The organism is Magnetospirillum sp., assembly GCA_027532905.1.
Classification (GTDB): domain Bacteria; phylum Pseudomonadota; class Alphaproteobacteria; order CACIAM-22H2; family CACIAM-22H2; genus Tagaea.
On sequence record JAPZUA010000002.1, the window covers coordinates 731031 to 748068 of the forward strand.

Annotated in this window: 16 protein-coding genes and 1 tRNA gene; 11 read left to right on the plus strand and 6 right to left on the minus strand. The window is 64.6% G+C overall.

Annotated elements, in window-relative coordinates:
• Positions 1-62 precede the first annotated feature (62 nt).
• The 5 genes from O9320_11460 to O9320_11480 all read left to right on the plus strand — a co-directional run bounded on the left by O9320_11460 (position 63) and on the right by O9320_11480 (position 5516).
• On the plus strand, positions 63-1067 hold the full coding sequence (locus O9320_11460; protein MCZ8311467.1) for a LysM peptidoglycan-binding domain-containing protein: 1005 nt from the start codon (positions 63-65) through the stop codon (positions 1065-1067).
• 77 nt (positions 1068-1144) lie between these two features.
• The gene (locus O9320_11465) at positions 1145-1840 is read left to right on the plus strand and encodes a phosphatidylserine decarboxylase (protein MCZ8311468.1); all 696 of its coding nucleotides are present in this window, start codon (positions 1145-1147) and stop codon (positions 1838-1840) included.
• Positions 1840-2700, plus strand: a complete 861-nt coding sequence (pssA, locus tag O9320_11470; GenBank protein ID MCZ8311469.1) for a CDP-diacylglycerol--serine O-phosphatidyltransferase — start codon at positions 1840-1842, stop codon at positions 2698-2700. Before O9320_11465 ends, pssA begins: the two co-directional genes overlap by 1 nt.
• 120 nt (positions 2701-2820) lie before the next feature.
• Positions 2821-3687, plus strand: a complete 867-nt coding sequence (motA, locus tag O9320_11475; protein ID MCZ8311470.1) for a flagellar motor stator protein MotA — start codon at positions 2821-2823, stop codon at positions 3685-3687.
• Positions 3684-5516: a hypothetical protein gene (locus O9320_11480; protein ID MCZ8311471.1), complete on the plus strand. Its 1833-nt coding sequence runs from the start codon at positions 3684-3686 to the stop codon at positions 5514-5516. The genes motA and O9320_11480 overlap by 4 nt, the downstream gene beginning before the upstream one ends.
• Here the strand turns inward: O9320_11480 and O9320_11485 are convergent.
• The gene (locus O9320_11485; protein ID MCZ8311472.1) at positions 5513-7681 is read right to left on the minus strand and encodes a malate synthase G; all 2169 of its coding nucleotides are present in this window, start codon (positions 7679-7681) and stop codon (positions 5513-5515) included. The genes O9320_11480 and O9320_11485 overlap by 4 nt on opposite strands.
• 133 nt (positions 7682-7814) lie before the next feature.
• Here O9320_11485 and O9320_11490 point away from each other — a divergent pair, with 133 nt between their 5' ends.
• Complete coding sequence (locus O9320_11490; GenBank protein ID MCZ8311473.1) at positions 7815-8600, plus strand: helix-turn-helix domain-containing protein; 786 nt, start codon at positions 7815-7817, stop codon at positions 8598-8600.
• Here O9320_11490 and O9320_11495 read toward each other — a convergent pair.
• Entirely contained in the window at positions 8597-8905 is a 309-nt protein-coding gene (locus O9320_11495; GenBank protein MCZ8311474.1) for a hypothetical protein, read from the minus strand. The two genes, O9320_11490 and O9320_11495, sit on opposite strands and share 4 nt — an antisense overlap.
• Before the next feature lie 91 nt (positions 8906-8996).
• On the opposite strand from O9320_11495, the gene rodA reads away from it, so the two are divergent.
• The gene (gene rodA, locus O9320_11500) at positions 8997-10145 is read left to right on the plus strand and encodes a rod shape-determining protein RodA (protein MCZ8311475.1); all 1149 of its coding nucleotides are present in this window, start codon (positions 8997-8999) and stop codon (positions 10143-10145) included.
• Here rodA and O9320_11505 read toward each other — a convergent pair.
• Both O9320_11505 and O9320_11510 read right to left on the minus strand, forming a co-directional pair.
• The gene (locus O9320_11505; GenBank protein ID MCZ8311476.1) at positions 10142-10507 is read right to left on the minus strand and encodes a cupin domain-containing protein; all 366 of its coding nucleotides are present in this window, start codon (positions 10505-10507) and stop codon (positions 10142-10144) included. The genes rodA and O9320_11505 overlap by 4 nt on opposite strands.
• Positions 10508-10537: 30 nt before the next feature.
• On the minus strand, positions 10538-11788 hold the full coding sequence (locus O9320_11510; GenBank protein ID MCZ8311477.1) for a Coenzyme F420 hydrogenase/dehydrogenase, beta subunit C-terminal domain: 1251 nt from the start codon (positions 11786-11788) through the stop codon (positions 10538-10540).
• 71 nt (positions 11789-11859) lie between these two features.
• Here O9320_11510 and O9320_11515 point away from each other — a divergent pair, with 71 nt between their 5' ends.
• Positions 11860-12243: a VOC family protein gene (locus O9320_11515; GenBank protein ID MCZ8311478.1), complete on the plus strand. Its 384-nt coding sequence runs from the start codon at positions 11860-11862 to the stop codon at positions 12241-12243.
• 8 nt (positions 12244-12251) lie between these two features.
• Positions 12252-12620, plus strand: coding sequence for a DMT family protein (locus tag O9320_11520; GenBank protein ID MCZ8311479.1), 369 nt, complete (start codon positions 12252-12254; stop codon positions 12618-12620).
• Here O9320_11520 and O9320_11525 read toward each other — a convergent pair whose 3' ends face one another.
• A complete protein-coding gene (locus O9320_11525) occupies positions 12621-14660 on the minus strand; it encodes a methyl-accepting chemotaxis protein (protein ID MCZ8311480.1) in 2040 nt (679 codons plus the stop codon).
• A 253-nt stretch (positions 14661-14913) separates the two neighbouring features.
• On the opposite strand from O9320_11525, the gene O9320_11530 reads away from it, so the two are divergent.
• Both O9320_11530 and O9320_11535 read left to right on the plus strand, forming a co-directional pair.
• Positions 14914-15252, plus strand: a complete 339-nt coding sequence (locus O9320_11530) for a collagen-like protein (protein ID MCZ8311481.1) — start codon at positions 14914-14916, stop codon at positions 15250-15252.
• A gap of 211 nt (positions 15253-15463) precedes the next feature.
• Positions 15464-16813 (plus strand): protoglobin domain-containing protein, encoded by a 1350-nt coding sequence (locus tag O9320_11535; protein MCZ8311482.1) that lies wholly within the window; start codon positions 15464-15466, stop codon positions 16811-16813.
• Between the two features lie 11 nt (positions 16814-16824).
• On the opposite strand, the gene O9320_11540 is transcribed toward O9320_11535, so the two are convergent.
• A tRNA-Gln gene (locus tag O9320_11540) sits at positions 16825-16898 on the minus strand.
• Positions 16899-17038: the final 140 nt, after the last annotated feature.

Below are 17038 nucleotides of genomic sequence, written 5' to 3' on the forward strand. Positions count from 1 at the left end.
GGGGCCTAAGCTGAGGTCTCGTTTCCCAAATTCGTTTCGAGTCGCCCGGGTAATACACGCGCATGAATCGCACCACGTTCTTGGCATTGTTCGGCGTCGCAGCCCTTATTGCGGCTGTAATATTCGGCCTGCGCAGCTGGCAGCCCGATCCGCCACCGCGCGCGATCGCACCGACGTCGGCGCCCACGGTTGCGGCCACGGCACCTGCGCAAGCGCCGGCACCGGCGGCGACGCGCACGCGGCCGAGTTTCGACGTCGTGCGCGTGAGCCCGTCGGGCGATGCGGTGATCGCCGGGCGTGCGGCCCCGAACTCAAGCGTTTCAATTCTCGACGGCGGCAAGGAAATCGGCCGCGTGACCGCCGACGGGCGCGGCGAATGGGTGTTCGTCACCGTCGAACCGTTGGCGGAGGGGGCGCACGATCTCACGCTGTCCGCGCGCGACAGCGACGGCACCGAGGCGACCAGCGAGCGCAGCGTTGCGATCGTCGTGCCGCCGCGCGGCGCGATTGCGGGCAGCGGCGGCGGGCCGCTGGCTGCCTTGTTGCCGACCGAGCCGGGGCGGGCAGGGCCGAACTTGCTGCAAACGCCCGGCGGCGGTGTGGCGTCGCTTGGCGCGGGCGGGCCGCGCGTGACGATCGACGCGATCGACTATGGCGAGAAGGGCGAGGTTACGATTGCCGGGCGCGGCACGCCGGGGGCTGCCTTGCGCCTCTATCTCGACAATCGCCCGGTGGGCGAAGCACGCATCGATGCCGACGGCAAATGGGTCGTGCGCATCCCGGAACTCGCACCTGGCTTCTACATGATGCGCGCCGACGAGCTCGGCGGCGACGGCAAGGTTGCCGCACGCGCCGAAACGCGTTTCCAGCGCGATTCCATGGTTGCGTTTGCACCCGGTCAGAACATCGTCGTGGTGCAGCCCGGCAATTCGCTGTGGCGCATTGCGCGCCGCGTCTATGGCGACGGCGTGCGCTTCACCACGATTTACGACGCCAATCGCGACCAGATCGGCGACCCGGATTTGATCTTCCCCGGCCAAGTCTTCGCGGTGCCGAAGACCAACTGAACTGGCGTCTTTGACGGCTTGGCGCTAAACTCTTCGGCCGAAGTCAAAGTTTTGCCTTAAGAGTGGTGCACAAGTCTATGAGCGATATGTGGAAATCGGTTTCAGCGCCGATTCATCGGGCTGGCGTGCCGTTTGTTGCCGGCGGTGTTGTTGCGACGTTTTTGGCCGCTTTTGCCTGGGCGCCCTTGGCGGCAGTGCTGGCGCTTGTCACGGCCTGGATGATCTATTTCTTCCGCGATCCCGATCGCGTGGTGCCGACAAGGCCGGGCCTCATCGTGAGCCCAGCCGACGGCATGGTGCAATTGATCGTCCCGGCCGTCCCGCCGCCCGAGCTCGAGATGGGCGACCAGCCGCTGACGCGCATCTCGGTATTCCTCAATGTGTTCAACGTGCATGTGAACCGCGTTCCCGTCGCAGGGCGCGTGGTGAAGGCGCGTTACATGGCGGGCAAGTTCCTGAATGCGGCCCTCGACAAAGCGTCCGACGAGAACGAGCGTATGTCGGTGCGGCTTGCGATGGCCGACGGCCGCGAGATTGCGTTTGTTCAGATCGCGGGCCTCGTCGCACGGCGCATCCTTTACGACATCAAAGACGACCAGCAGGTCAAAACCGGCGAGCGCTACGGGCTGATCCGCTTCGGCAGCCGCTGCGACGTGTATCTTCCTGCGGGCGTGGTTCCGCTCGTATGCGTGGGCCAAAGCACGATCGGCGGCGAAACGGTGTTGGCCGATCTTGCCGCAAGCGAACCGCAACGCACGGGGGAGACGATCTGATGTTCGGGCGCAATCGCGAAAAACGCGCGCGGTTGCGTGCGCAACGGGTCGGCGGCGGCAACATGAACCGCCTGATCCCGAACGCGATCACGGTCGGCGCTTTGTGCGCCGGCCTCTCGGGCATTCGCTTTGCGATCGACGGCCGCTTCGAGATGGCGGTCGCGGCGATCATGGTCGCAGCCGTGCTCGACGGGCTCGACGGGCGCATGGCGCGCCTGCTCAACGGCACATCTAAATTCGGCGCCGAGCTTGACTCGCTGTCCGATTTTTTGAGCTTCGGCGTGGCCCCGGCGGTGATCGTGTATCTTTGGGTGCTCAGCGCTTGGGGCGGCTTGGGCTGGATCGTCGCACTCGCCTACGCGGTGTGTTGTGCGCTGCGCTTGGCGCGCTTCAATACGATGCTGTCCGAGCCCAACCAGCCGAGCTGGGCAGGCCACTTCTTTACGGGCGTGCCGGCCCCCGCCGGTGCGGGGCTTGCGTTGATGCCGATGATGGCGCATTTCGAATTCGGCGCCGGCGTTGCCGATCGCGCGTGGCTGGGGGCCGTCGTGCTCGCCCTCGTCGCGTTCTTGATGGTAAGCCGCCTGCCGACTTTCTCGGGCAAGAAGCTGCATGTGCCGCGCGGCTGGCTTGTACCGGCACTTGTCGGTGTCGGGCTGTTCTTCGCAGCACTTGCGAACGCGCCGTGGGCGACGCTGCTGGCGTTTGGCCTGTTCTATCTGGCGCTGATCCCGCTTGCCTATCTGCGCCAGCAGAAGCTGCGCCTGGCCGAACCGGCCCCGGTCGCATCGTCGAAAAATCCGGCGCAGACGCCCAAGCCCACTTTAAGCATTGTGCCCGAGCGCAGCGACAGCGCCTAAGTACGCACGTCGCAACGCGTTGGAATGGCAGTCGAATTCGCCAACGTTACCAAATGTTAACTGTCGTGCCATAGTATGAGGCATTGAGATTCGTATCCCGTGGGTCCCAGGGAGGGCCGAATGTTTGCGATCATTGGCTTGCTGCTGGTGCTGTTTTGCGTGTTCGGCGGCTACATCATCGCCGGCGGCAAAATCGGCATCATCCTGAAAGCGCTGCCGTTCGAGTTCCTGATCATCGGCGGTTCGGCGGCGGGCTCGTTCCTCGTCGGCAATTCCGGCAGCGTCATCAGCCACGCGATCAAGGATTTCGGCCGCGTCTTCAGCGGCCCCAAATACAAGCGCGAAGACTATATCGATCTTTTGTGCCTGATCTTCACGATCCTGAAGCTCGCGCGCTCGAAGGGCACGCTCGCGGTCGAACCGCACATCGAGAAGCCGGACGAGTCCAATATCTTCATGGCCTATCCGAAGGTGCTGGCCAACAAATACGCGATCCTGCTGATCTGCGACCATATGCGCATGCTCTCCATGGGCGTGGAAGACGCGCACCAGCTCGAAGAAATCTTCAACAAAGAGCTCGAGAAGCACCATCACGAAGTGATGCGCGGCTCGAGCGCACTTTCGACCACGGCCGATGCGTGCCCGGCACTCGGCATCGTCGCCGCCGTCATGGGCGTCATCAAGACCATGTCGTCGATCGACCAGCCGCCGATCGTGCTGGGCGGCCTGATCGGTTCGGCCCTCGTCGGCACGTTCTTGGGCGTGTTGCTGTCCTACGGGATTTTGGGGCCGATGGCCGGCCGCTTGAAGCAGGTCTACGAGGACGAGTTCAAATTCTACGAGATCATCCGCGACACGTTCGTGGCCCATCTCCAGGGCAACGCGCCGCAGATCTCGACCGAGATCGGCCGCAAGAGCGTGCCCTCTGAACTGCAGCCGACCTTCTACGAACTCGAAGAGGCGATCGCCTCCAAGCCTGCCGCGTGAGTGCAAAGCTGGCGGCCCTGGCGCAAGCCGGGGCCTGGGACGAGGCGCTGCGTCTGGCGCGCTCGCTCGACGCGGATCCCGCGAATGAAGCCGACGGCCAGGTCCAATTCGGCTGCGCACAAGTTTTTCTCGCCATGGACGACAAGGTGCGTGCGGCCGTTTGTGCTGCGCGCGCCGTCGCCTTGCTGCCGGGGCAGGCGGGCCCTTTGATGGTGCGCGCGAGGCTGCATGCGGCCTCGGGCAATGCCGATGCCTCCTTGGCCGATCTGGCCGCCGCCGCCCGCATCGCCCCCGCCAATGCCGACATACGCGCCCTGCAGGTCGAAATCCTGCACCGCCGCGACCGCTACGCCGAAGCCGCCCGCATCCTCGACGACGCGGCGGCCGCAGGGGCATCGTCGCCGGCTTTGTTCCATTTCCGCTCGGTGACCGACCTTGCCTTCGGCGACATCACGAAGGCCGAGATTGCCGCGCGCCAAGCGCTCGTGAGCGCCGCCGATCCGGCGGCCGCACAGCGCTGGCTCGGCACGGTGCTGCTGCAAGACGGCCGCGTGGTCGAGGCGCGCGCGGCTTTTGCCGCCGCCATCGCCGCCAATCCCAACGACGAGCAGGCCTGGACCGACGATCTGTTTGCGGCCAATTACGATCCCACGCTCGATGAAGCGGCCCTCAAAGCCTGCTACGTCGCGTGGGGGCAGCGCTTCGTGCCGGTGCGCGCGGCAAAGCTCGCAGCACCGGCGCTCGGCGGTCGGCGCCTGCGCGTGGGCTACGTGTCGCAGGATCTGCGGCTGCACTCGATCCGCCATTTCCTGAGCCCCGTCGTTCCGCACCACGACCGCGCGAAGGTCGAGACCTTTGCTTATGCCTCGGTCGCGCGCCCCGATGCAGGCACGGCCGCACTGCGCCCGCTGTTCGAAAACTGGCGCGATGCTTCAGCACTCGACGATGCGGCGCTGCTCGATGCAATCCGCCGCGACGGCATCGACGTGCTCGTCGATCTTGCGGGCCACACGGCGGCCACGCGTTTGAAACTGTTTGCGCGGCGTGCCGCACCCGTGCAGGTCACATGGCTCGGCTATGGCGGTACGACGGGCGTGCCGGAGATGGACTATTATCTCGGCGATGCGCAGATGCTGCCGCCCGGTGCCGAAGCTGCACTCACCGAGAAACCCTGGCGCTTGCCGCGCGCGTGCTTCGCCTACGACCCGCCGACGGACATGCCCGATCCCGGGCCGCTGCCCGCACTGGCCGCAGGCTACGTCAAGTTTGCGAGCTTTTCGCGCCTCGTGCGTCTCAACGACGATGTGATCGCCGCATGGGCGCGCATCCTTGGCGCCGTGCCGAAATCGCGCCTGTTCCTGAACGCTTTGGCTTTCGTCGATGCGGGTGCGGTTGCGCGCATGCAAGCACGCTTTGCCAAGTATGGGATCGCACCCGAACGCCTTGAACTGCGCTACACGCGCCCACAACCCAAAACGTGGGATGCGTATCGAACCGTCGATATAGCCCTCGACCCGTTCGCGCATAATGGCGGCGTCACCAGCTTCGAAGCCTTGTGGATGGGCGCACCTTTGGTGAGTTTGCGTGCTCGTCCGCCTTTGGGCCGCTATGGCGATTGCCTTCTGTCGGCCCTCAACCTCGCCGACTGGTGCACCGACACCCTGGACGCATATGTCGCCCGCGCAATTGCCGCTGCACACGATCTCGACAGGCTGGCGGCCTTGCGCGAAGGCATGCGCATCCGCATGCGTGCGAGCGCACTTTGCGACGGCCCCGGCCTCGCCGCCGCTATGGACGCGGCGTTCAGGGAAATGCGCGAAGCGGCTTAACCGGCCGCTTTGAGCTTGCGGCGGTAGGCGTGTAGCAGCGGTTCGGTGTAGCCGCTGGGCTGGACCGTGCCCTCGAACACGAGCGCGCAGGCGGCTTGGAAGGCGATGCTCGTGTCGAAATTCGGCGCCATCGGGCGGTAGAGCTTGTCGCCGGCGTTCTGGCCGTCGACCACGGCCGCCATGCGCTTCATCGTGTCCATGACCTGGTCCTTCGTGCACACGCCGTGCACGAGCCAGTTTGCGATGTGTTGGCTCGAGATGCGCAAGGTCGCGCGGTCTTCCATGAGGCCGACATTGTGGATGTCCGGCACCTTCGAGCAGCCGATACCCTGGTCGATCCAGCGCACCACGTAGCCCAGAATGCCTTGCGCGTTGTTTTCGAGTTCGGCCGTGATGTCGGCAGCCGACCAGTTGATGCCGCGGGCGAGCGGGATTGTCAGCAGGTCCGAGAGTTTGGCGGGTGCACGCTTGGCGATTTCGGCTTGCCGCGCGGCAACGTCGATCTGGTGGTAGTGCAACGCATGCAGCGTCGCGGCGGTGGGCGAGGGCACCCACGCCGTGTTGGCCCCCGCCATCGGGTGGGCCGCCTTGGCCTTCAGCATGTCGGCCATGCGGTCGGGCATCGCCCACATGCCCTTGCCGATCTGCGCCTTGCCGGCCAGTCCGCAGGCAAGGCCGATATCGACGTTGCGGTCTTCGTAGGCGGATATCCAGGCGGCGTTTTTCATGTCGGCTTTGCGCACCATGGCACCCGCCTGCATCGAGGTGTGCATCTCGTCGCCGGTACGGTCGAGGAAGCCAGTATTGATGAACGCAACCCGGTCCTTCACGGCGCGGATGCATTCTTTGAGGTTCGCACTCGTGCGGCGCTCCTCGTCCATGATGCCGATCTTTATCGTGTTGGCTGGCAGGCCAAGCAGCGTTTCGATGCGCGCGAACAATTCGCCCGCAAAGGCGGCTTCGGCGGGCCCGTGCATTTTGGGCTTCACGATATAGACCGAGCCCGTGCGGCTGTTGCGAAGCTTGCCGCTTCCCTTGAGATCGTGAAGCGCCACGAGGGAAGTAACGATACCGTCGAGAATGCCTTCAGGCGTCTCGGAGCCGTCTTCCATCAGCACGGCGTCCATCGTCATCAGATGGCCGACATTGCGGATGAACATGAGGCTGCGCCCGTGCAGTGCCAGCGAGCCGCCATTGGCGCTCGTGTAGACGCGGTCGGGATTGAGTGCCCGCGCGACGGTTTTGCCGCCTTTTTCGAAGTTCGCTTCGAGCGTGCCCTGCATAAGGCCGAGCCAATTGCGATAGACGACCACCTTGTCGGCGGCATCGACGGCGGCGATGCTGTCTTCGCAGTCCATGATCGTCGTGAGGGCGGATTCGAGCACAATGTCGGCCACGTGTGCGGCATCGGTCTTGCCGATCGGATGGCCAGCGTCGACGACGATCTCGAAATGCAGGCCGTTGTTCTTGAGCAGCACGCACGACGGGGCGCCCGCATTGCCGCGATAGCCAACGAACTTGGCGGGATCCGAAAGGCATGCCTTAGTGCCGTTCTTGAGCGTGACCGACAACGCACCGCCCTCGACCGCATACAGCGCGGCATCCTTGTGCGAAGCCCCTTTGAGCGGGGCCGCCTCGTCGAGGAAAGCACGCGCGCGCGCGATGACTTGGGCCCCGCGCTTGGCATCGAAACCTTTGACCGTCGGGTCGGGCAGGGTGCCCATTGCGTCGGTACCGTAGAACGCATCGTAGAGCGAACCCCAGCGCGCATTGGCGGCGTTGAGCGCAAAACGCGTGTTCATGACCGGTACAACAAGCTGCGGGCCTGCCATGCGCGCGACTTCGTCGTCCGTACCGGTCGTCCCCACCGTGAAGGCCGGGCCCTCGGGTGCGAGATAGCCGATCTCGCGCAGATAGGCTTCGTAGGCCGCCGGATCGACCGGCTTGCCAGCGTGCTTCCTGTGCCACGCGTCGATCTGGCTCTGCAGCCGGTCGCGTTCGGCGAGCAAGGCGCGGTTCTTCGGCGTGAGGTCGCGGAAGATCGCGGCGAACCCGGCCCAGAAAGCGGCCGCATCGAGGCCCGTCCCCGGCAGCGCTTCGGCTTCGACGAAGCGGTAGAGCTCGGCATCGATCTTGAGACCGGCAAGGTCGCGCATCTGGGGCATGGGATTTCCTCGGGGGCAAAACGGAGACGAGACTGGCGGATAGACGCTTTATCGGCCGAACGCAACGCCCGACAGAACTCTTTCCGCATTGTGGAAGGGATGGGATAAGGGGCGGTTTCCGGGAGATATCGAAATGGCGATGCGAAAGTCCGAACGTTCAGGTCAGGTCCAGGTTCTGAGCCGTGCGCTCGCGATCCTCAATCGCCTGGCGGCGGCCGACGGCGGCTTGTCGCTGACCGAGATCGCCAAGGCGGCGTCGCTTGCCCCTTCGACCGCGCACCGCATCCTCACCTCGCTGCAGGCCGAGCGTTTCGTGCGCTACGACGCCGAAACGCGCGGCTGGACGGTCGGCGTGCAGGCCTTCATGGCCGGGGCGGCGTTTCTCAAAACCCGCAACGTGGCGCAGATGGCGCGCGCGCCCATGCGCAGCCTCATGGAGCGCAGCGGCGAGACCGTCAATCTCGCCCTCGAAGACCAGGGGGCGGCCGTCTATGTGGCGCAGATCGAATGCCGCGAGATGATGCGCAGCTTCGCGCGGCTGGGGGCACGCGTGCCGCTGCATTGCTCGGGCGTGGGCAAGGCGCTGCTCGCGGCGATGGACGAGGCCGCCTTCGCCGCCTTCGCGCGCAAACGCACGCTTGTGCCGGCAACCAAGCATTCGCTGAAGACCGCATCGGCCTTGCGCGCCGACATCGAGCGCACGCGCCAACGCGGCTATGCGCTCGACGACGAGGAACATGCGGTGGGCTTGCGCTGCGTGGCGGCTGCCGTTACCGACGAGCAGGGACGGGCGGCCTGTGCGGTATCGCTGTCGGGGCCCAAGGCGCGCATTGCCGACGCGCGGCTTGCCGAGCTTGGCGCCATGGTCGCCGAAACTGCTCGGCTGATTACGGCCGAAATCGGTGGCAGGGCGCCTTAACGCTTGGGCGGCAGCGACTTCGGCAGCGGCGTTTTGGTCGGGGTCGTGTAGCGCTTGGCCGGCACGGTCTGGCCCGGCAACCATTTTTTGAGATTCTGCGGCTTGGTTGGGCGTTTGCCGACAGTCGCCTCTTCGAGCTTGTCGGCCAGGCTCTTGTAGGCGTCCATAGTCATGGCGAGCATGTCCTTGCCAGCAATGCCCATGGCGATCGCCGAATCGCCCTTCATCTGCGCCTGGCGCAGCAGATAGACCATCAATTTGGCCTCGTCGGCCGAGATTTTGAGTGTAAAAACTGGCCCTGACATTGCCGCTGCTCCGGTCGATTCGCCGATATCGGCCAGTTTAACACGTTCAATGGCGCGGATGCGGCGGCTGGGTTATTCTTGCGGGATCATCATGGCTATCGGTCTCACAACCCAACGCGCGCGCCCCAGTCTGCTCGCCCGGCTCAAAGACGTGCCGTGGCTGCTGGTTCTGCTCGTGGTCGGGCTCACGGGTGTGAGCTGCGGAATGCTCTATTCGGCCGCCGGCGGCGATTGGGAGCCGTGGGCGCAGCGCCAGGCGATCTTTGTGGCCGTCGGCGTGGTGCTGATGCTGGCTGCGGCCTTGCTCGACATCCGCACCTGGTTTCGCTTTGCTTATCTGTTCTACGTGGCGGGCGTGCTGCTGCTGCTCGGCGTCGAGATTGCGGGCGTGGCCGGCATGGGCGCCAAGCGCTGGCTCGATTTGGGCTTCGTTCGCATCCAGCCGTCGGAATTCGTGAAGATCGGCGTGGTGCTTGTGCTCGCGCGCTATTTCCACGGCATGCCGCAGGAGCGCATCGGCAATCCGCTGTTTTTGCTGTGGCCGGCGTTCTTGGTGCTGCTGCCCGCAGTCCTCGTGCTGGTGCAGCCGAAGCTCGGCTCGGCCGTGCTGATCGGCTTCACCGCCCTTGTCGTGTTTTTTGTGGCCGGCGTGCGGCTGTGGAAATTCGTCGTGCTGGGCGGGCTCGTGGCGGCGGCGGTCCCCATCGCGTGGAGTTTCCTGCACGACTACCAGAAGCGCCGCGTGTTGACGTTCCTCAACCCCGAGAGCGATCCGCTGGGTTCGGGCTACCACATCATCCAGTCGCGCATTGCGCTGGGTTCGGGCGGCATCTGGGGCAAGGGCTTTGCGCAAGGCTCGCAGAGCCAGCTGCAGTTCCTGCCCGAAAAACAGACCGACTTCATCTTCGCGGTGCTGGCCGAGGAGTTCGGCCTTGCGGGCTCGTTGGGGCTGCTTGTCGTTTATCTGTGCATTCTCGCGTTTCTGCTCGGCATTGCGGCGCGCACGCGCAGCCAGTTCGCGCGCCTGCTCGCGATTGGCGTGGCGGCGATGTTCTTCGCCAACGTGTTCGTGAACATCGCGATGGTCACGGGCCTGCTGCCCGTGGTCGGCGAACCGCTGCCGCTGATGTCGCTCGGCGGCTCGGCCATGATCGCGACCTTGACGGCCCTCGGCCTTGCGATGAGCGCGTTCGTCGGCCGCGACCGCACGATCTCGCGCTCGGGCGACGACACGGTCTAATCGGGCCTTACGTACCGCGTTTCCCAAGGCCCCGAGGCCACGCCGAAGATCAGCGTGTCGACATCCGCACCGTCGAAATGGATTTCGTCGCGCGGCACGATCAGCAGCGACTGCGCCGGATAGACGCGCGTTGCGGCGCGATCGAAAGCGGGCCCGAGCCCGAACTTTAGAGCGCCCTCGAGAACGAGGATGCGCGCGTCGCCCGTGTGCCAATGCGGGCGGTCCCACAACCCGGCGGGCAGAAAAAACAGATAGCTGAAACTGCCGCCCGGGACGGTCTTGTCGCCTTCAAGCAACGCGTATTTGGAACCGTCGGCGGCGATTTCCTGCCACGCGATGCGGGCGAGATCGAAACTTTGCATGCGCGATGGAAACGCGCCTGCGGTGTCGCGTCATTCCGATTCTTGCGGCGATTTCGGCTTTTCGCCCGCACTTGCTTCAAGCCCGTAGGGGCGCACGAGGTTCCAGACATGGGCCGGCACCATGTTGCGCAAGCGTCGCGGCTTTTCGCGGCGCAGATGCACGACCGTTTCGCATGCCTTCATCTCCACGCGTGCGCGCGCGAATTCGATCCCGCGCGGGCCGATGCGCGGCATGAGGAAGCTCACGATCGGGCGCAGCCAATTGGGCATGCGCCGCAAAGGCAGGCCGCCCGCCGCCCGCAGCGTATTGGCAAGGAAGCCTTTGACCGCCCCTTGGCGCTTGCCGGCAGTACCCGGTGCTTGCGCCACAAGCTCGTCGCCAAGCAGATCCACAAGCTCCTGGCCGCGCACGTTGCGCACCAGCAGCCATTGCGCACCCTGGCCGCCCATATAGCCCACCGTGATGTCGGCGAGCACGTTTGTGTAGTCCACACAGGTGCGGCAGGTCAGCGGGAAAAAATCGGCGGGCAATTTCGAGATCGGCAGATCGAGGAACGGCACGGTGCGATGCGTGCCGTCGTCGAAGCGCAGCTCGACGCGGTAGTCGGCGCGGAATTCGAGATACGAAATCGAGCCGGGATTGGGATCGAGAAGGTCGAGAAATTTGTGGAAGTTTTCGGTCGTGGTGTTGTCCGAACACGGCGTGCCGATAACGTAGAGCCGCTCGAAACCGAACTCGGCCTCAAGTGCTCGCAGTGCATAGACTTGGCACGGGATGCCGACGATCGCGAGACGCTTGAAGCCGCGCGCGCGCGCGGGCTCGAGCAACGCCAGCAGCGGCGCATAGCCCATGCGCATGCCGCGACACGCCGCCATGCCGGCCGCCGTCGTCACGAGCACGGGCACGGGGCGCCAGCGGTCGTTTTTGTCGGGGGCAACGGCGAGAACCGCGTCCACCGCTTTTGTCTCAAGCAGCTTCTCGGCGATGCGCGTGGCGATGCCGGTCCATTGCGCGCCTTCGATGGGCGTTTTTAGACGCGCGCGCAGCATGCGCTGGAAGGGTCCGAAATGCATTTCGTCGACGCGCGCCGGATCGCGCGTGCGACCATGCACCTGTTCTTCGAGCCGCGCATAGTCGGGCTTGATGAACTGGCACGCACTCCCGCATTGCTTGGGATTCGCCATGCGCGAAACGCCGCAATCTGTGCACAGATCGCGCGGGGCTGCGGCGGCAAGGGGCGGGGCCCAGACGGGGGCGGCGGAATCGTCGGAATAGCGCATCGCTTGGAGACTAACAGCCCCCGGCGCGGCTACAATGGTTTCCGTTGCCAGCTCGGGGGGAAACAGACGCCATGGCCGTAACGGGGATGAACCATTTCACGATCATCGCGCGCGATCTCGAAGAGACGAGGCGCTTCTATAGCGACGTGATCGGGCTTGCCGAGGGCTTTCGCCCCGATCTGGGGTTTCCCGGCGCCTGGTTCTATGTCGGCGAGCATTGGGTGCTGCATGTCGTGGCCGGGCGCGCCGTGCCCGAGCCGCCAGCAGGCGTAATCGACCATATGGCTTTTTCGGCGACCGGGCTTGCCGCCACACAAACCAAGCTCAAGGCGCTGGGCCTGCCGCACCGCCTGATCCGCCAGCCTGAAACGCTTGTCTGGCAGATATTCTTGACCGATCCCAACGGTGCCAAGGTCGAGCTCGATTTTGCGCCCGACGAAGTTAGCGCCGCATAGAGGCCCCAATGCTGAGTATTCTGGGCTCGCCCGCCGTCGCGCCGTTCTTGCTGCTGATCGCGTCCAACGCCTTCATGACGTTCGCGTGGTACGGCCATCTCAAATTCCCGGACCGGGCCTTGTGGCTCGTGGTGCTGGCAAGCTGGGGGATCGCATTTTTCGAATATTGTTTGGCGGTCCCTGCTAACCGCATCGGCCACCAGGTCTATTCGGCGGCCCAACTCAAGACGATCCAGGAGGTCGTCACACTCGGCGTCTTCGCGTTGTTCTCGGTCTTTTGGCTTGGCGAGAAACTGACGATCAACCACGCGATCGGTTTTGCGCTGATCTGTGCGGGCGCGTTCTTCGTGTTCAAGGCGCCGATCGAGATCGGTTGATCAGTTTTTGCCGCGCGCGGCGTTGCCGCGGAAGCTCGACACGGCGGCGACGAGGTTCGTCGCTTGCGCTGCAAGCGAGCTGGCCGAGGCCGAGCTCTGCTCGACCAATGCGGCATTCTGCTGCGTGGCGGCGTCGAGATCGCCGATCACGCGGTTGATCTCGGCAATGCTGACGGATTGCTCGCGGCTGCCGGTCGCGATCTCGGGTGCTATCGCGGCAAGCTGGCGCACGATGTCGATGATGCTGGCAAGTGCGGATCCGGCCGCTCCCGCCAGATGCACGCCCTGGCCCACGTCGCGCGAGCTTTGCGCGATCTGGGTGCGGATCTGCTGGGCGGCGTCGCGCGAGCGGTCGGCAAGCTGGCGCACTTCCTGGGCCACGATCGCGAAACCGCGCCCGGCTTCGCCGGCGCGCGCTGCCTCGACCGCAGCGTTGAGGGCCAACATCTTCGTCTGGAAGGCAATCTCTTCCATCACCTGCACGATCTTGCCGATGCGCGCGGACGAGCCCTCGATTTCCGACATGGCGCCCACCACGCTCGAGACCGCGCGGTCGCCGCTTTCGGCACGCGCCAGCGCGTCGGTCGCAAGCTTGCGCGCATCGTCGGACTTGCGCGCGTTGGCGGCGACGGTCGCCGAAATGTCGGCCATCGTCGACACGGCCTCCTGCAACGCTGTCGCTTGGCGCTCGGTGCGGGCTGCAAGATCGTCGCTGCCTTGCGAGATCTCGGTCGCGGCAGCGCGGATCGCCTCGACCGATTCGGCGATGCGCATCGCGGTTTCGGCCAATTGCCGTGCCAGCGCCTTCTCTTTTTCCTGGTCGGCGCGCTGCACGATCGAATTGCGCCGCAGCACTTCGACCGAGCGCGACAGGCCGCCGACCGCATCGCGCCGTTCGGTGCCGACGATTTCGATGTCGAGCTCGCCCGCGGCGATGCGGCGCGTGAGCCGGTCCATCGTGCCGATGTCGCGTGCGGCTCGCCGTCCGCGGATCGAAGACAAGGCGATCACCGTCAGCACCAACAGCAGCGACCCCAGGATCGCCAGATTGAGCCTTAGATCGCCGAGTTGCTTTTCCGTGAGCGCTTCGATCGGAATCGCCACCTCGAGCGCCATCGGCAGGCCGAGCGACGCGCGCAAGGGGACGGCCCCCACATAGTGGAGGCGGCCGTCGATCGCGACCGTATCGGCCTCAGCCTTGCCGTTTTTCGACAGGATGCCGGGCTCGGGCACGGTCGCACCGCCCGGCGGTTGCACCATCGCCGTGCCGGTCTCATCGACAATGCGCAGATACGATCCCGGCGGCAATCGGCCGTCGCGCAAACGCGCCAATGTCGTGCCCAAGGGAGCGATCAGGAAATCGATCGCGACCACGCCCCAGACCCGCCCGTCGAGCCCCTTTAAGTCATGTACCAGCGTGAGCGCATAGTCGCTCGACGAGGCGGTGCGATAGGGGGCTGTCCAGGTCGGCAGATCCGCCCCTTCGGCGGTGCGGAACCAGGGGCGGGTGCGCGGATCGTAGTCGAAATCGGGCTCGGCAACGGAAGTCCAGTTCTGGCGCGGACCCGAAAAATAGAACCAGGTCGAGCGGCGGCCGCCGGATGTTTCGAAGATCGTACGCCGGTAGCCGCGCGCTTCGACGTGGCCGGCATCCATGCGGTTCTTGAGAAAATCCGGGAGGACCTTGCGATGCTGCCAAAACTCGCCGTTCTCGAACCCGATATAGGCCGAACTGATCTGGTCGATGCGCTGCACCGGGCCTTGCGAGAGCGCTTGGAAAGTGCGCAGCGCTTCCTCGCGCACCATGCGCATCAAAAACGCGTCCGAAATCGTGCCGACGAGATCGATAGCGGGCTGGAACAGCTCGCTCGTGTCGTCGCCGAGCTGGGCCAGCGTGTGCTCGGCGTCTGCGACCGCTTCGGCGCGGATCGTCTCGGTTCGCACCGTATAGATCCCGGCCACGGCGCCGCTGCCCAGCAGCACGACGAAGAGGCCGATTAGAAAATCGCGTGTGCGGATCGTTCCCAAGCCCAAAGCCATTTTATTGGAATTGCCCCCGTCGACTCTTGCCCGCCGAACACCAGTCATTCAATTAGCACGCGACCGCGCGGGATTGAACCCTATTGCGATTCCAGCCGCTTGCGGCCCACCGACGCGTGCCGTGCAACGATGCGACCGGCGGCAATCTCCTGGTTTAAGTAGATGCCGATCCTTTTTGCGTTGTTGGATCGTCGTATTATTGGTTCGGTTACAAGATTACCGTAACCGCTCTGCTTTTTTCAAAGGATGTGCCATGAAATATTTAACCTCGGCGATCATTGTTCTTGCCGCCGTCGGTGCTGCGGCCTGCACGGGCCCGGCAGGCCCGGCTGGCCCGCGCGGCGACCAAGGCTTTACCGGCAATACCGGCTATTCGGGTGCGCCCGGCGTGCAGGGCAATACGGGCTACACGGGCGCACAAGGTGCGACCGGCAGCCAGGGCACGCCAGGCAGCACCGGCATGCCGGGCTTGCAGGGCGAAACGGGCGACAAGGGTGCCACGGGCAATCGCGGCAATACGGGTGCCACAGGCTCGCAAGGCGGCACCGCCGTCGGAACGCCGGGTACCGTCGTGGTCATCCCGGCGCGTTGATGCAATTGATCCGGCCGTCCGCCAAAGGCGGCGGATGGCCGGTTCCGTGCGGGCCCCAGCCTCGCTGTATTCGCAAAAGTATCGGGCCTAGGACCTATTGCCGCGTGATTTTGCAATTGAGCCGCCTGCGCATCGCCGTTAGAAATTGGGTCGGTGCAGGTTCGTCCTCGCCGTATTCCGTTTCCGTCCGGAAATGCCCGAGGCCGAGTCCATGCCGAATGCCGAAACGCAGACCCTCGAAGAGCGCCTGAAATTCATCGATTTTGGTGCTGAGGACGCGGCAACCTTGCGCGCGGCGCGACCGGTTCTTGCGCAGAATATCGAACGCATTCTCGTCAAATTCTACGGCCATATCGAAGGCTTTCCGAACCTGATGGCGATGTTCGGCGGCCCGGCGGGTATCGCACATGCGCGTGCGGCCCAGGCCGAGCATTGGCTGCGACTATTCGAAAGCAGTTTTGATTCGACCTATGTCGAGCGCGTGCAGCGCATCGGCATCATCCACAGCAAGATCGGACTCGAACCGCGTTGGTACATGGCCGGATATGCGCTGGCGTTCGGCGAATTGCAGGCGGCCGTCTCGGAGGCCTATCGCTGGAAGCACCGGCAGCGCGCGGTGGCGCTGCGCGCGTTAACCAAAGCGATCATGCTCGACATGGACTATGCGGTTACTGTCTATATCGAGCAGAGCAAGGTGCAGACCGCCGACAGCATTGCCGGGGCGGTCGAATCGATCCGTGCTGCCGCGAGCGAGATCTCGCAAGGCAGTAACGATCTCGCACAGCGCACGGAGCGGCAGGCATCGGCGCTGCAGGAAACCGTCGCTACGATGGCCGAGATATCGGCGAGCGTGACGAACAACGCTGGCAATTCGGAGAAGGCGCGCAAGCTTGCGGCCGAAGCGCAAACGCGCGCCGAAACTGGCGGCGAAGCCGTGACGCGCGTGGTCGATGCGATGACGCTGATTTCGACATCGTCCGCGCGCATTGTCCAAATAAGTCAGGCAATGGAAGAAATATCTTTCCAGACAAAACTGCTGGCTCTCAACGCCGCCGTCGAGGCAGCGCGTGCCGGCGATTCTGGCAAGGGCTTTGCGGTGGTCGCGCACGAAGTTCGTGCACTTGCCGACCGCTCGCGCGACGCTTCTCAGCAAATCCGCAACATGATCGACGAAAGTTCGCGCGAAGTCGGCCGCGGCGTCGAGGTGGCCGGTGCGGCGGGCGAAGCGCTCGAAGCCATCATCGCGATCGTGAAGGGTGTCGCCGAAATCGCCCCCGAGATCGCGGCAGGTAGTCGCGAACAGTCGCGCAGCATCGTCGAGGTCAAAAAAGCGCTTGCCGATCTCGACACGGCGACGCAGCAGAACGCGGCATTGGTCGAACAGAACGCCGCATCAGTCGCCTCGCTCGCTGACCAGGCGCGCCAGATCGTCAACGTGATCGAGCGCTATCGCGACGGCGCCGCCGTTGCTGAGCCCAAACCGAAGTCTGCGGCAAAGTCGCCGGTAGCTCCTGCAAAAGCAGCAGGGCCGCGAACCGAGCATTGGGACGAAGAGTTTTGAGCGAAGCAGGCTGGTTGGGGGACTAGGATTCGAACCTAGACTAGCTGAGTCAGAGTCAGCGGTCCTACCGTTAGACGATCCCCCATCCGGGTTCGCGAAACCGGCGCGTTCTATAGCGCCGTTCCCGGTTGCGGTCAAATGCCGTGATGGCTGCTGTTCGGTCGCGTTTGCACTAAATCGGTGCAGCCTGTAGCCTTGTCTTCAATTCGGAACTAAGTCCCGCAT